Here is a 12,879-nt window from a genome sequence, read left to right on the forward strand (position 1 = left end):
CTACGCCGCCCAGTCAGCGAATTGCCAACCCGCCTCGCTGGCTTTAACCCACCTGGCGGAGTGAATGTGCTGACCCAGCCAGTCCAGATGGCCCAGCCACCTAGGATGCAGGCCTACGTGATCGTAGACAACGGCAACGGATTGTTCCGGTGAATTCGTAGACGCATCGTGCAATGTAGTTGACGTGGGAACTCCGACTGTTGGATAAACAACTACATTCCGCCCATCCGGCAGTTGGACATAAACAGCTCTGTTGGCGCCCACTCCGACAACTTGGCCGCCGATTGTTTGAATAGCGTTGCGCAGATTGCTCACGAGATTGACAGAGCGAACCGCATGGCTCTGGCTGCGAACTTCCTCCAACTGAAGACAGATGCGATCCACCGCGCCGTCTGCGATGCGTCCGGTCGCCGGATCGACTTCTTCGGGTAGCAGTTCCGCCCGACTGGCCGTCGCCGTACGCGCAGAAGGCGTTGTATCCGGCCACCCCACCCGCAAGACGCTGATGCCTTTGGCCAGAGCGCGGCCGAATTCCGCACTCGTCCAACGGCTTTCAAAGTATCCTGGGGTGTCGAGCATCAGCAGGACATCCGAGTCACAAAGCCGATGCCATAGCATGGTCTGAAAATCTTCAGCAGGTGGAATGCCATGTGTATCGAGAAACACATCGAATAGCCGAGCAGACAGCGCATCGAACAACTGCAAGGCAGCTTCCCTAGCCTCGCCCCGCCGATAGCTTACGAACACCCGGCGCTGTCGAGGAAGGAGCCCTGCACATTCCAGCAAAGCAGTTGCGACACGTTGCGCCCCGCCAGCGGTGTATGCCAAGCAGTTGAGCGGTTGCAGCAAGGCGGGGATTTCTGCGCCGACTCGATTGATGTCAGAGGCGACTGGGAGCAGCGGGATGCCTCGCGCCAGGAGCCTTGCCACATTCGCAAGGGGAGGCTCATGACCTCCGAAAAATGCCGCCGCAGACGATCGCTGTTGGTCTGGATTGAATTCATCGGGACAAACCTCCCATCCAATCTCATGCCCCAACCGCAAATTGAACATGCCGACAGCCTTTCCGACAACTTCCTCAAGTTCGGAAATTTGAGCTGCCGTTGGGGTGCCGAGCAGGGCAAGTTGATATAGCGCTGGCATGCCTTTCCTCGCAATTGCGGTGTTCTGACTATCAGACCGGGCGAGACCCAATTCGGGAATCTGTTGGCTCTAAAGATACCCGATTTCAGGGCGTCCCCGAACGGGACGCGCTGTCGTACTTCGCATCGAGCCGCTCTTGGCATCTCGCCCCTACGGGCGTCCATCGCTGACGCCTCCGGCCTGGTCAGGCCTGCGCGCTCCGCTTGCCCAGTCAGTCAGCGTGGGCGGGGAGGGCGGTCTTGCTGTTCCCTTCACCGTATCACGGCGTTCTCGCCGTCAAGGGCTGCGCGCCTTTGGCGCTTGCGGCCGTAGCCGTCTTCGACCCTGTGACGGCTTGCGCTGCGCCGTGTTGCGGCCGGTTCCAGGCAATTCCGCCTGAGCAACCGGAGCACGATCATGTCGCAACTTTCTCTGTCTCTCGATTCTTCGCTGCTGGTGCGTGACGCGCAGGGCCGTTACCTGCAGGCGTCGGCGGACCAGATTCTGGCGGCGGCACGCCAGGTCATCGATCTGAAGAACCCACGCGGAACGCTGTTCACTTCGCCGGCGCTGGTCAAGGACTACCTGCGCACCAAGCTGGCCAGCTTCGGGCACGAAGTCTTCGCGGCGCTGTTCCTCGACAGCCAGCATCGGCTGATCGAGTATGTGGAACTGTTCCGCGGCACCATCGACCAGGCATCGGTGTATCCGCGCGAGGTGGTGAAGGAGGCCCTGCGGCTCAACGCGGCAGCGGTGGTCTTTTCGCACAATCATCCGAGCGGGAGTCCCGAGCCGAGCCAGGCCGACAGGGTCCTGACCCAGCGCCTCAAGGAGGCCCTGGCGCTGGTGGACGTGCGCACGCTGGATCACATCGTCGTGGGTGGCGCAGTCACTACGTCATTCGCCGAATGTGGCCTGCTCTGACCACGGGGGCTTCGGCCCCCTTTTTTTGCTCCGCCCAGCGGTGCAACTCCGGCCCTCGCGGGCCTGCGCGTGCTGCGCACTTGCCGAAGGCAGGTCTGCGTGGGTGGTGGGGTGGGGCGGTCTTGCTGTTCCCTTCATCGTGCCACGGCGTTCTCGCCGTCAAGGGCTGCGCGTGCAAGCACGCTGGCGGCCTCCGGCCGTCTTCGACCCCTGACCGCTTGCGCTGCGCCGTGACCCGGAGGTGACGGGCAATTCCGCCCGGCAATCTTCAGGAGTTCACCATGAACAACGCACTCATCACCGATGAGCAGCGCGTGATGCTGCTGGCCAATGGCCGCGAATCCTTGCAAAACCCGGACTTCGATCCGGAGCCCGTAGTCAAGCTCTTCACGCCGGACGCCGGCGCGACCTGGCTGCTGACCGAGATTGATCCCGACGACCACGATCACGCCTTCGGCTTATGCGACCTGGGCTTGGGGATGCAGGAACTTGGCTGGGTCAGCCTGGGCGAGTTGGCGACTGTGCGCGGTGGGCTGGGCCTGCCGATTGAGCGTGACCTGTCGTTCGGCGCCGAGAAGCGCTTGAGCGCCTATGCGCGCGATGCGCGCCTGGCTGGGCGGGTCGTCGTTTGACCCGGCCCTTGGAGCGCCGCAAGGCGCTCCTTGCACTTTCTCAACCGTTACAGGAAATCAATGCCATGAGCAGCCATCACGACTACATCATTGAAATCACAGCGCAGCACGATGAACTCAAGCCATTCGCGCCGGAGAACGGCCAGCCTTTGCGCTTCAAGATCGGCGACGCGGTGATTTACACGAACGATGCCGGCTTGCAGTTCCGGCGCCGCGTTACCGGGTTCTACCGACCTGCCGAACCTTCGGGGCTGTACGCGCGCGGCGCGCGCTATCTGCTGAACTCGTGCTCGCCGTGGATGCCGGTTTCGGTATCCACCCTGCGTCCTGACGACTCGGCCTGAAGCCTTCGCGCCCCTGACGGGGCGCTCCGCGCTTCGCTTGCCTCCAGGGGAAAGCCCTGCGGCCTATCCCCGCCGCGCAGGCTTGGCGCCCCTCAAAGACCGCCGAACCGGATGCGCCGGATCGGCCATATACCAATCGCAGTTCCAGCAGCAGAGGCCGCTCCTCGATGCTTTGCGCATGAGGGCCGTCCTGGGCGTGGTGTTCGTTGAGGATTGCAGTCTGGGCGTCCCCGGCCAAGAAACATGGCCGGTCGCGCTGTCGTGCTGCGCATCGAGCCACCTGCGGCGTCTCGCCCCATGTCGGGCTTCCATCGTTCCCTCGCTCCGCTCGGCTGACGTCTCCGGCCCGGCTTCCAGATCCGGGCCTGCGCGCTTCGCTTGCCATGCGGTCGGCGCACAGGATGGCCGTTGCCTGTTCAGCCGTCTCCCCTGACTCCATCACCTTGCTCGCGACTGTAGCCCGCGGCCATGTGCCGTCAAGGCGCGCAGGGCCGTGTCCTCGGCTGCGCCTGCGGGCCGCACCCACCCTGCGCTTGTTTCCTTGACGGCCCCCGTCCGCGCGCTCCTGACCGTCGCGGGCGATGAACTCAGGAAAGACGGTGGCAACGAGGCCAACCGGGTTCTTCGTGCCGACCGCACCGAACAGCCGAAAGGCTGGGCTCCGAATCTTGGAATCCGGTGTGCGGTGTGAACAGCAACCCCCTTTTTTGTCAGGAGAAAGATCATGCAACTCGCATCCCGTTTCGCTTCCCGCTCCCCGTCGCTGCGCAGCGACTCCCCGCTGTCCGATGACCAAATCCGCCGCGTGGCCCCGTCCATCTTCGCGGACGCCCCACATGAGAGCCGTTCCGAGCGGTACAGCTACATCCCCACCGCCGCCGTGCTGACCGAACTGCGCAAAGAAGGCTTCCAGCCTTTCATGGTGACGCAGACCCGCGTGCGCGATGAAGGCAAGCGCGAGCACACGAAACACATGCTGCGCCTGCGCCACGCCAGCCAGATCAACGGCGCGGAAGCCAATGAAATCGTCCTCCTGAATTCCCATGACGGGACGAGCAGCTATCAGATGCTGGCCGGGATGTTCCGTTTCGTTTGCAGCAATGGCCTTGTCTGCGGCGACACCGTGGCCGATGTGCGCGTGCCCCACAAAGGCGACGTGGCCGGACACGTCATCGAAGGCGCTTATCAAGTGTTGGGCGGCTTCGAGCAGGTGAAGGCATCGCGCGACCTGATGCGCGGCATCACGCTGGACGATGGCGAATCCGAAGTGTTCGCCCGCGCCGCGCTGTCCCTCAAGTACGACGACCCGGACAAGCCTGCGCCCATCACCGAATCGCAAATCCTGATGCCGCGCCGGTTCGACGACCGTCGCCCCGACCTGTGGAGCGTGTTCAACCGCACGCAGGAAAACTTGACCAAGGGCGGATTGCATGGCCGCGCCGCGAATGGCCGCAGGCAGAGCACGCGCCCGGTGCAGGGCATTGACCAAAACATCCGTCTGAACCGCGCCCTGTGGCTGCTGGCCGATGGCATGCGCGCCCTCAAAGCCTGATCCGTCCCCCGCCGGAGGGGCGGTTTCCCCTCCATTCCTTGTTTCATTCGATTGGAGATACACCATGAACGCCATTACCCAAACCGAAGCCCGCGCCATCAACACCGCCGCCGCTATTCCGCTGGAAGCCGCCGACCCGAGCAAGAACCTGATTCTGGTTCCCCTGTCGCGGCTGGTGCTGCGCCCCACGGGGCGCAACGTGCGCAAGACCCCGCGCATGTCCATCCCCGAACTGACCGCGTCCATTCAGCGCGTGGGCTTGCTGCAAAACCTGATCGTAATCGCCGCCGCCGATGGCGAGCATTACGAAGTCGTGGCAGGTGGCCGTCGCTTCGCAGCCCTCAAGCTACTGGCAAAGAAGCACCGCATCGCCAAAGATTGGGAGGTGCCTTGCCTGCTGGTAGCCGATGGCACCGCCCGTACCGCCAGCCTCACCGAGAACGTGCAGCGCGAAGCCATGCACGCGGCAGACCAGTTCGAGGCGTTCGCCGCGCTGGTGGCCGAAGGTCGGCCCATCGAGGACATTGCGGCGGATTTCAGCGTGACGCCGCTGGTGGTGCAGCGCCGCTTGAAGCTGGCGAACGTCTCGCCGCGCCTGATGGCCGACTATCGCGCCGATGCCGTCACACTCGATCAATTGATGGCCCTTGCCATCACCGACGACCACGCCGCGCAGGAAAGCGCGTTCTACGATGCGCCGACTTGGCAGCGGCACCCGTCCAACTTGCGCGAACGCCTCACCGAGCGCGAGATTGACGCGAACCGGCACCCGCTGGTGCGATTCGTGGGACTGGATACCTACGAAGCCGCAGGCGGTGGCGTGCGCCGTGACCTGTTCGCGGAAGGTGACGCGGGCGTGTATCTGATCGATTCCGCGCTGCTGGACAAGCTGGCACAAGACCGGCTGGCGGGCATTGCCGCCGAGGTGAAGGCCGAGGGCTGGGCCTGGGTGGATGCCACGCCGGGCGTGACCCATGCCGACCTGCACGTCTTCCAGCGCGCACCGAGGGAACGGCGCGAGCCGTCCAAGCGCGAGGCGCAGCGCATCGAGCGGCTGCAGGAGAAGATGCGGGCCATCGGTGAAGCCGTGGATGCGGCGATGGATGCCGACGACGAGGATAAGGCCGACGCCTTGCAGGAGGAAGGCGAAGCCCTGGGCGAGCAGTTGCAGGCGCTGGAAGATAGTTTGCAAGGCTACGGCTCGAACGTGAAGGCTGCAGCCGGTGCCATCGTCACCATCGACCGTAATGGCGAGGCCGTCATTCATCGCGGCCTGATGCGCGAGGCTGAGGCCAAGGCATTGCGCACGCTGGAACGGCTGCGGCAAGGTTCCGGCGGCGAGGATGCCGATAACGATGACGAAGGCGAGGACGGAGACGACGACAGTCAGCCCAAGACCGCAGCCATGTCCGACCGGCTGGCGCAACGGTTGAGCGCCCATCGCACCGCCGCGCTGCAAATCGAAGTGGCCCGGCATCCGCAAGCGGCGCTGGCTGCCGTGGTGCATGGCATGGTGCAGACTGTCTTGCAGGGGGGCCATTACGGCCACAATCTGCCGCTGGGCGTGCGCCTCACGGTGCAAGACCGACTGGAAGGCATGGCCCTGGACTGGCCGCAATCGCTTGCCGCCGTGGCGCTGCGCGAACTGCAACAGGTGGCCGGTGAAGGCTTGCCGGAGGACAGCGCCGAACTGTTCGCCGTGCTGCTGGCGAAGCCGCAAGACGAGCTGGTACGCCTGCTGGCGGTATGCGTTGCCGCAACGGTGGACGTGGTGACGCCCCGCGCCACGACGCACCAACGCGGCGAGGAACTGGCGCAGGCCGTGGGCCTCGATATGGCCGCATGGTGGAAGCCAACCGCAGAAGGCTACTTCAAGCACGTTTCCAAGGCCGTGATTCTGGATGCCGTGGGCGAGTACGCGCCCGAGCAGGTCAACCGGCTGGCGAAGCTCAAGAAGGCCGACATTGCCAGCGAAGCCGAACGGCTGGCGGATGGCACGGGGTGGATGCCCGCCATCTTCAAGGTCGCAGGTCCGCAGCAGGCAACGCAGCAAGGCGCGCAGGAAGAAGGCCCGGAGCAGGACGCCCCGGAGGATGCAGAAGCAATGGCGGATGAACCCGCCGAGGCGCTGGCCGCTTGACCCGCGCCGAAGGGAAGCGCCCCGGCCCCGACCGAGGCGCTTCGCTAGAAGGAGAACCGCCACCCACACCACCACCAGCCGCCCGCGCATGGCGGCGATCTACGCCCCCGGCACGGTACGCGCCCGCCGCTGGCACGGCGAAGGCGACGTGTGCGGCTATCGTCCGCCCTCGGGCTGGACGGCATACGCCGACCTCACCGACATTCACCCCGTCACGGGCTGCGCCTTGGCGCGGGCCGTGTGGTGGATCATCGAGACGAAGGAATAGCCGCGATCAGCACCGCGCCCAGGCCGCTCCGTCCTGGGCGCGGTGGGCGCAAAAATCCGGGCGCGGCAGTGGCCGCGCCCGGTGTTCAAGGCCAACAGCCGAACGAGAACGCCGCTGCCTACGCTTATGCGCAGGCGGCGTTGGCGTATCACTTGAGATGCCTCGTTGCGTCCATCACACCTTGATCGGGCCAAACATCCCTGTGTAGATCAGCGTCTCCCAGACCTTTTTGATGCCTTGTCCAGTTTCCTGGCTTACGAACAGCGATGACCGGGCACCGTGAGGCGCACCCAGGAAATACGAGCGCATCGACTCCCAGGTCTCGGCGACTTGCGACCACGTCCAGCAGGGGACTTCCTTCTCCAGAAGCAGGGGGACAGCGACAGACAGCGGAATCATGTGGTCTGGGAAAAGTTCTTCCCAATGACACTTGACCAGAATGGGCGTCGTCTGCGGGTTGTAGAACTGCACATCCAGCTTTTCCGCCGTGATGTAGGCCGCGTGGTGGCGGGGAAGTGCCAGAACGGAATCTAAAACCTCTTGGCCATCACCATACGGGCAGGTGATGAATCCGTTGACGAAGAACCTCGTGTGATCCAGCCCCTTGTAGCCGCAACGATCGCTGGGGACGGTGACGGGATGGCGGCTATCGTGATTGCGCACCAGCGGATGCCACGAAGGGTATCGGTCAACGACTGGCCCCAGCCCGTCAGCTATGTCCTCTAGCGCCCTCCTGCTTCGCGCCCGCTGGGCCTCATCGGCGTCCCGGGGACGGGGGACAAGGTACTTCTCCACTTCCTCGTACCCGGCGCGTGCTGCTTCATCTGCTCGGAAGGTCATGATTCACCTCAGTTGGCTATGTTGTGCATGATGGTCGATATTTTTGCATGAAAATGATGTTTTGTGCGCCAAATATATTTGTTGCGCATATGGCAGAATGATGCTGCGACGCTCCTGGGCGTGTCGGTGCCTTGCACCGCCGGGCTTTGCGGGCTGCGCCCCGTGCCGTCTTTGTCGTCACGGCCATTCGGCTCCAATCCCTCACGCCTTCGCGCCTGCGGCGCTGCGCGCTCTACTTGCCTCCAGGGGAAAGCCCTGCGGGCTATCCCCGCCGCGCACAGCTTGGCGCCCCTCGATGCGGCCGAACCGGCTGCGCTGGATCGGCCCGACCAGCGCCCCGCGGCGAGGGGACGGGGTGCTGGTGAACACGCTGGCGCTTTCTCCGGCAGGTTGTGCGGATGCGTACCGTCCTCGACGCTGGCGGTTCCTGCCCATCACGTCACGAAGGACGGTTCACGGACAACCCGCCCGGCATCGCTATGGAGCTTCCACGCCACGCCTCAAAACCGGCGCCGCAAGGTGCGGCAGGGGCGTTCTCGCTTGTCGTTGGGGGAATGACCTGGCCCGCGTCAATGTGCGAGCCGGAGAAGCATTCGTGCGGGGATGTCGAGCCGGCCCTATCTCCTTTCGGAGCGGTTCGGCCCAAAGCATCCTTGTCTCGTTGTGAATCCTGGCGGTGGCGCGGCTGCGCCTCGGGCTTCGTGGCTGCAACCGTCCGGCGAAAACAATTTCCCCTCTGCTGCGCAGATTCCTCGCGGGACAAATTCTTTTCGCCTCCCGGCCCTCCACAGCGTTGCGGCCGCAAGCGGTGCAGCCCGCCCGTCCCCCGCCGGCCGGATCACAACAAGGACGCGATGGGCGCGAACCTTGTTCAACCGAAAGGAGATCCATCATGGCCAACATCGGCACCTTCACCACCGACAAAGACGGCTTCACCGGCACGCTTCGCACCCTGACGCTCAACGTCAAGGTCAAGCTGGTGCCCAACGACAAGGGGGACAACGAGAAGGCCCCGGACTTCCGCCTGCAGGCCGCCGGCCACGACATCGGCGCGGCGTGGAAGAAGACCAGCGAGGCCGGGCGGGAGTACATCTCCGTGACCCTCGACGATCCTTCGTTCCCGGCCACGGTCTATGCCCGCCTGATCGAAGGCGAGGGCGGCACGCACGATCTGATCTGGTCGCGCAGCAAGCCCCAGGCGGCGTGACCGCCGCAGCGTCCCGCCCACGCGGCGGGGCGCTGTGCTGCTGATGCAGTACCTGCCCAGACAGCACCCATGAGCAGCAGGTTCGCCCCGAACTCCTATTGGAGATTACACGCCGTTCCTGGCGGATTTAATATCGAGAAGATTGATCTGGTCAATCTTGTCTTCGTGAATCACGATGGTCAGCTTCGCGGGGTACTTGAATCGCATTTCGCTGATTCTGAACGTCCACAGCATTATCTTCAGGAGATCCTCGTCGGAGATGTTTTTGTGTCCCTTGATCCGCGTTATTCCCGAACCGAAGATCGTGGTAGATACGCTTTGCTGGGCGTAGATGTTGTTTACCTTGTCCCAGAAATTGATGAGAAACTCAAGGTACTCCGGCATTGTCAGCAGCGCCTTGTTGTTCTCGTCGAACTTGGAGAACGCGGTCAGGAGGTAGTCCTTGTACAGGCAGATTGTGCCTATCTGATATCTTTTCTTCTTTCCATGCTTCCTGGCCTCGTTCTCATCCAGGATTTCGCTATTATCAAAAGCGTATTCCTCGATGTGGCGATCCAGTTCGGAGAGTGGGACGCCGAGATGCTTCTGGATGAAAACGCCGTTGAGGGAAGTCTCGCCAATTATCTTGTTGTCCACCTGCGTGTCGAAATATTCATTGAAGGCGATTGCCTTCAATCCAGGCTGCTGGAAAATGTCGCCAGTTTTGATCGCGACATCGCTGCCCTCAACATTGATTTCAATGCTGTTCAGGTTGTTCGACCAGAGCCATATCGCCAGATAGGTGAGTGCCAGTAGTGCCAGAAAAGCCAAGCCGACCGTCAGCTTCCACTTGGCAGGGATGTCAACAAAAATAACCACGAAAGACAGCGTGCCGCTGGCGACAGCGGTGATCTCAAGGAATTTCTTGAAGACACGTTTGTCAATAAAACTAACTTTTGCCATAAGATTTCGCCACTTCTCTCGAAGGTCAAGTGCTTACGGTTCGTACCAATAAAAGTCAGGATTTCCCTTGCTAGCTACCATGAAGTCGCCGTTATTCAATGCCTGCTTTATAAGGTCTTTATTCATGGGCACGTGAAGCGTAGGCACTTTGCTCATCGAATCCCGGAACATAGGAAGATTTCCCCAAAGGTTCTTAATGGCCTGTTTTAGTGATCCATTGATCAGCAGGCTTTCCTTCGTGGAGTATTCAGGGTAGATGACAATGACGGGCAATCCTTGATCGTTGATTCCGTAGTCGATTTCTTCCCGAAGGGCGCGAGAGTTTGTTGTGATCGAACTCAAGATAAGAATGATATTTTTCGAGTTCCGAAGGCGCTCCCTGAGTCTTGGCTTCAGGGTGTATTCCCAATCGCTGCCATCGCGGACGCTGTAAGTTTTTTCGTGCGAATCGAAGAAGGGGAACGTCGCATCAGCGCCTTTCCACATCCGCAGGGTGTTGTAATACTGAAAATCCTTCGTTGCATTAGCACCTAGCGAGCTGGGATGGAATGGCTCCGCAACGTAAAAGGCGGTGTAGTTTCCATTTCGATATGTCATGTCTTTTCTCGTTCTCCATCTGAGTCCAATACCGCCTCAAACTCTTGGCGCACCTGCGCCAGCAGCTCGTCGGCCTTGTGCGGGCTGTCGCCCGCGTAGGCCAACGTCAGCAGCGTGAGCGGGTGGATCCCCATCACCTCGCACAGCTCGGCCAGCTTGTTCAAGGTTGGGCTTTTGAGGTCGCGTTCGAGGGTACTCATATAGGTGCGGCTGGACACGTCGGAGAAGGCTTCCTGGCTCAACCCACGTGCCTTTCTGACTGTCTTCAATGCCTTCGCCAATGAATATCTTGCCGCCACCTATGGTTTTCCTTCAAAAACCAAGATGACAGCCTATTGCGCTCTATAGGGCTACAATCTATAGTGTTCATTTGGTGTTCTACGTTTTTGCGTCTTTACGGACATCCGCATCGGCGGGTTCTAGCAATGCCACGCAGGCGCATCCGTGCTTGCGCACGAAGGCGTAAATCCGGTTTGGCGGTTCTGCGCTTGGGCGTGAAACCGCATCCGTGCATCATTGGATTTGTGGGATTGCCGACCATGCCCCAGCTACTCGCCACCGCCCCGGAGCGCGCGCAACTGCTCGCCAACGGCGAGGCCCGTGCCGCTGGCCAGGCCATCGACCCGGTGCCCGTGGTGCGGCTGTTCACGCCGGACGCGAATGTGACCTGGCTGCTGGCAGCACTCGATCCCGCCGATGGTGATACCGCCTGGGGGCTCATCGACCTGGGAATCGGGATGCCGGCGCAGGGAACCGTCAAGCTGTCCGAGCTGGCCGACATCGTCGGGCCGCGCCAGCAGCCTGTGATGCGTGACCTCTACTTCCGCCCCACACGCACGTTATCCGAGTACACCCGGCTGGCCCAGCGTGATGGAGCCATCCCGGACTGAATTCGGCCTACTGTGACTTTTTCAGTCTGGTGCCATGCCGGGCGGGTCTCAATCGGGATTCTTGCGGCATAGCCGCTCCAGTCTGATCCAAATAGTCATGATGCCCAGCGCGGGCTGCGATAGTTTGGTCTGTACGGCGTCCCATGATCGGGACACTGCCGCCGCGGCAACCGCAACACATCGGAGCCAATCGGATAGCCCCATCCACCTTCTTGACCCATGACGTTTCGACGATGGCGATGTAGCGCGTAGTCCTGCCGTGGCGGCGATTCCTGTTCGCAGGAGGAGGCGTCATGGTCGATCCTCACCACGTCGCGCATTGGTATCCCACCGCTGCGTACTTGTATGTCCTTTGGCTGGATACGCTCGCGCTCGCCTGGGAGTACCTGCGCAGGCATCCTGATTACCGGATCGACTGGCAACGCCTTCGTCGCCGACCGCGGGCGGCACAGGAGGCGGCGCAGCGCTGGGGCCTGCGCCTGCTGGAAGACCCGGCCCTGGATGCGCGCGACGCGCATCCGGCCTGGGTACCCGGCCACGATGCCGTGGTGCAGCTCTACCCGGATGCCGATCCGCCCGTGGATACAGAGCTCTTCTCTTTCTGGCGCATCCCCGGCCATAAGCAACTGCTGCACGACGGCAGGGGGCTGACGCTGATTGCGCGAAGCCTCGGCCGTTGTCGGCGCTTCGTGCTGGCGCCCGGCCTGGAAGACGGCATGGTGGTGGCCTATGCCTATCGCGGTCGTGGCATCACGCATGCGCCCGACACGCCGGCGCCAATGGCTCGGCCCAGGCCGCCGCCTGCGGCGCTGCTGGAGCTGCACACCCTACAGGCGCTCGATGCGACCCTGGCGGGCGCGTCCTTGCGCGAGGTCGGCGAAGGGCTGTTCGGTGCCGACGCCGTGGCCGATTGGTACAGCGACGGTGGCCTGCGCTCCAAGGTGCGCCGCCTCACGCGGCGCGGCGATGCGTTGATGCGCGGCGGCTATCGCCGCTTAGCACAACTGTCGCCGCTTGAGAAGGGTCGTCTTGACGACGACGCAAAACGGCCCTGAGCGGCAAGGCCGCGTTTTCTGAGACTGCCTCCATCCGGTCGCGCTGTGTGACCGGGCGCTTTCAACCGATGGAGGTTCACACCATGCGTCTCGCTCCCTTGCGGCCTGCCGCCACTGTCTCGACCGCTGCCGCACAGCCCCAACGCTATCTCACCAACGACGAAGCCGCCGAGTACCTGCGCCTGTCGCCGCGCACGCTGGAAAAGCAGCGCGTGATCGGCGGCGGCCCGCGCTTTCGCAAGTTCGGCCGGCGCGTCATGTACGCCGTGGCCGACCTCGATGCCTGGGCCGCCGACCGCAGTTTCGAGACGACCTCCGATCCCGAATACGCCGAGCACCACTCGGCCGACAGCCGTGCGCGCTGAT

General features: G+C 62.6%; 15 protein-coding genes. 10 read left to right on the plus strand and 5 right to left on the minus strand.

Translation table 11 applies throughout. From position 1 onward, the window contains the following. Nucleotides 1-1,143: a toll/interleukin-1 receptor domain-containing protein gene (locus tag DTW89_RS00315; RefSeq protein ID WP_083960882.1), complete on the minus strand. Its 1,143-nt coding sequence runs from the start codon at nucleotides 1,141-1,143 to the stop codon at nucleotides 1-3. A 396-nt stretch (nucleotides 1,144-1,539) separates the two neighbouring features. On the opposite strand from DTW89_RS00315, the gene radC reads away from it, so the two are divergent. The 6 genes from radC to DTW89_RS00345 all read left to right on the plus strand — a co-directional run bounded on the left by radC (nucleotide 1,540) and on the right by DTW89_RS00345 (nucleotide 6,982). After that, nucleotides 1,540-2,046: a RadC family protein gene (gene radC, locus DTW89_RS00320; RefSeq protein ID WP_028838250.1), complete on the plus strand. Its 507-nt coding sequence runs from the start codon at nucleotides 1,540-1,542 to the stop codon at nucleotides 2,044-2,046. A gap of 281 nt (nucleotides 2,047-2,327) precedes the next feature. Next, the gene (locus tag DTW89_RS00325) at nucleotides 2,328-2,678 is read left to right on the plus strand and encodes a DUF2958 domain-containing protein (RefSeq protein WP_028838249.1); all 351 of its coding nucleotides are present in this window, start codon (nucleotides 2,328-2,330) and stop codon (nucleotides 2,676-2,678) included. Between the two features lie 8 nt (nucleotides 2,679-2,686). Continuing rightward, on the plus strand, nucleotides 2,687-3,022 hold the full coding sequence (locus DTW89_RS00330) for a hypothetical protein (RefSeq protein ID WP_442858077.1): 336 nt from the start codon (nucleotides 2,687-2,689) through the stop codon (nucleotides 3,020-3,022). 724 nt (nucleotides 3,023-3,746) lie between these two features. Continuing rightward, nucleotides 3,747-4,574 (plus strand): DUF932 domain-containing protein, encoded by an 828-nt coding sequence (locus DTW89_RS00335; protein ID WP_028838247.1) that lies wholly within the window; start codon nucleotides 3,747-3,749, stop codon nucleotides 4,572-4,574. Nucleotides 4,575-4,638: 64 nt separating this feature from the next. Further along, complete coding sequence (locus tag DTW89_RS00340) at nucleotides 4,639-6,714, plus strand: ParB/RepB/Spo0J family partition protein (RefSeq protein ID WP_114654466.1); 2,076 nt, start codon at nucleotides 4,639-4,641, stop codon at nucleotides 6,712-6,714. An 88-nt stretch (nucleotides 6,715-6,802) separates the two neighbouring features. Beyond that, entirely contained in the window at nucleotides 6,803-6,982 is a 180-nt protein-coding gene (locus DTW89_RS00345) for a hypothetical protein (protein WP_004355972.1), read from the plus strand. 174 nt (nucleotides 6,983-7,156) lie between these two features. Here the strand turns inward: DTW89_RS00345 and DTW89_RS00350 are convergent, their stop codons facing one another. After that, entirely contained in the window at nucleotides 7,157-7,822 is a 666-nt protein-coding gene (locus tag DTW89_RS00350; protein WP_004355974.1) for a hypothetical protein, read from the minus strand. 892 nt (nucleotides 7,823-8,714) lie between these two features. Here DTW89_RS00350 and DTW89_RS00355 point away from each other — a divergent pair. After that, a complete protein-coding gene (locus DTW89_RS00355; RefSeq protein WP_004355976.1) occupies nucleotides 8,715-9,029 on the plus strand; it encodes a DUF736 domain-containing protein in 315 nt (104 codons plus the stop codon). A 105-nt stretch (nucleotides 9,030-9,134) separates the two neighbouring features. Here the strand turns inward: DTW89_RS00355 and DTW89_RS00360 are convergent, their stop codons facing one another. From DTW89_RS00360 to DTW89_RS00370, 3 genes are read right to left on the minus strand one after another with little or no spacing between them, the layout of a single operon-like run. Then, the gene (locus DTW89_RS00360) at nucleotides 9,135-9,971 is read right to left on the minus strand and encodes a macro domain-containing protein (protein ID WP_114654467.1); all 837 of its coding nucleotides are present in this window, start codon (nucleotides 9,969-9,971) and stop codon (nucleotides 9,135-9,137) included. Between the two features lie 33 nt (nucleotides 9,972-10,004). Further along, nucleotides 10,005-10,568: a TIR domain-containing protein gene (locus DTW89_RS00365; protein ID WP_114654468.1), complete on the minus strand. Its 564-nt coding sequence runs from the start codon at nucleotides 10,566-10,568 to the stop codon at nucleotides 10,005-10,007. After that, complete coding sequence (locus tag DTW89_RS00370; protein ID WP_114654469.1) at nucleotides 10,565-10,867, minus strand: helix-turn-helix domain-containing protein; 303 nt, start codon at nucleotides 10,865-10,867, stop codon at nucleotides 10,565-10,567. The genes DTW89_RS00365 and DTW89_RS00370 overlap by 4 nt, the downstream gene beginning before the upstream one ends. A 240-nt stretch (nucleotides 10,868-11,107) precedes the next feature. Here DTW89_RS00370 and DTW89_RS00375 point away from each other — a divergent pair, with 240 nt between their 5' ends. The 3 genes from DTW89_RS00375 (at nucleotide 11,108) to DTW89_RS00385 (ending at nucleotide 12,878) form a co-directional block, all read left to right on the plus strand. Continuing rightward, nucleotides 11,108-11,458 carry a DUF2958 domain-containing protein gene (locus DTW89_RS00375; protein ID WP_114654484.1) on the plus strand — a complete coding sequence of 117 codons (351 nt, stop codon included), beginning with the start codon at nucleotides 11,108-11,110 and terminating at the stop codon, nucleotides 11,456-11,458. Nucleotides 11,459-11,751: 293 nt separating this feature from the next. Then, nucleotides 11,752-12,513 carry a DUF2285 domain-containing protein gene (locus DTW89_RS00380; protein WP_114654470.1) on the plus strand — a complete coding sequence of 254 codons (762 nt, stop codon included), beginning with the start codon at nucleotides 11,752-11,754 and terminating at the stop codon, nucleotides 12,511-12,513. An 83-nt stretch (nucleotides 12,514-12,596) separates the two neighbouring features. Then, the gene (locus tag DTW89_RS00385) at nucleotides 12,597-12,878 is read left to right on the plus strand and encodes a helix-turn-helix transcriptional regulator (protein WP_114654485.1); all 282 of its coding nucleotides are present in this window, start codon (nucleotides 12,597-12,599) and stop codon (nucleotides 12,876-12,878) included. The last annotated feature ends 1 nt before the right edge of the window (nucleotide 12,879 follow it).

Source organism: Acidovorax sp. BoFeN1, from assembly GCF_003345135.1.
GTDB lineage: Bacteria > Pseudomonadota > Gammaproteobacteria > Burkholderiales > Burkholderiaceae_C > Acidovorax > Acidovorax defluvii.

Excerpts from the sequence above, each read along its gene's own strand:
- DTW89_RS00375 (WP_114654484.1), top strand. The coding sequence starts at position 11,108 with ATGCCCCAGCTACTCGCCACCGCCCCGGAGCGCGCGCAACTGCTCGCC.
- DTW89_RS00325 (WP_028838249.1), top strand. The coding sequence starts at position 2,328 with ATGAACAACGCACTCATCACCGATGAGCAGCGCGTGATGCTGCTGGCC.
- DTW89_RS00340 (WP_114654466.1), top strand. The coding sequence starts at position 4,639 with ATGAACGCCATTACCCAAACCGAAGCCCGCGCCATCAACACCGCCGCC.
- DTW89_RS00355 (WP_004355976.1), top strand. The coding sequence starts at position 8,715 with ATGGCCAACATCGGCACCTTCACCACCGACAAAGACGGCTTCACCGGC.
- DTW89_RS00315 (WP_083960882.1), bottom strand. The coding sequence starts at position 1,143 with ATGCCAGCGCTATATCAACTTGCCCTGCTCGGCACCCCAACGGCAGCT.
- DTW89_RS00335 (WP_028838247.1), top strand. The coding sequence starts at position 3,747 with ATGCAACTCGCATCCCGTTTCGCTTCCCGCTCCCCGTCGCTGCGCAGC.
- DTW89_RS00360 (WP_114654467.1), bottom strand. The coding sequence starts at position 9,971 with ATGGCAAAAGTTAGTTTTATTGACAAACGTGTCTTCAAGAAATTCCTT.
- DTW89_RS00380 (WP_114654470.1), top strand. The coding sequence starts at position 11,752 with ATGGTCGATCCTCACCACGTCGCGCATTGGTATCCCACCGCTGCGTAC.
- DTW89_RS00365 (WP_114654468.1), bottom strand. The coding sequence starts at position 10,568 with ATGACATATCGAAATGGAAACTACACCGCCTTTTACGTTGCGGAGCCA.
- DTW89_RS00345 (WP_004355972.1), top strand. The coding sequence starts at position 6,803 with ATGGCGGCGATCTACGCCCCCGGCACGGTACGCGCCCGCCGCTGGCAC.
- radC (WP_028838250.1), top strand. The coding sequence starts at position 1,540 with ATGTCGCAACTTTCTCTGTCTCTCGATTCTTCGCTGCTGGTGCGTGAC.
- DTW89_RS00350 (WP_004355974.1), bottom strand. The coding sequence starts at position 7,822 with ATGACCTTCCGAGCAGATGAAGCAGCACGCGCCGGGTACGAGGAAGTG.
- DTW89_RS00385 (WP_114654485.1), top strand. The coding sequence starts at position 12,597 with ATGCGTCTCGCTCCCTTGCGGCCTGCCGCCACTGTCTCGACCGCTGCC.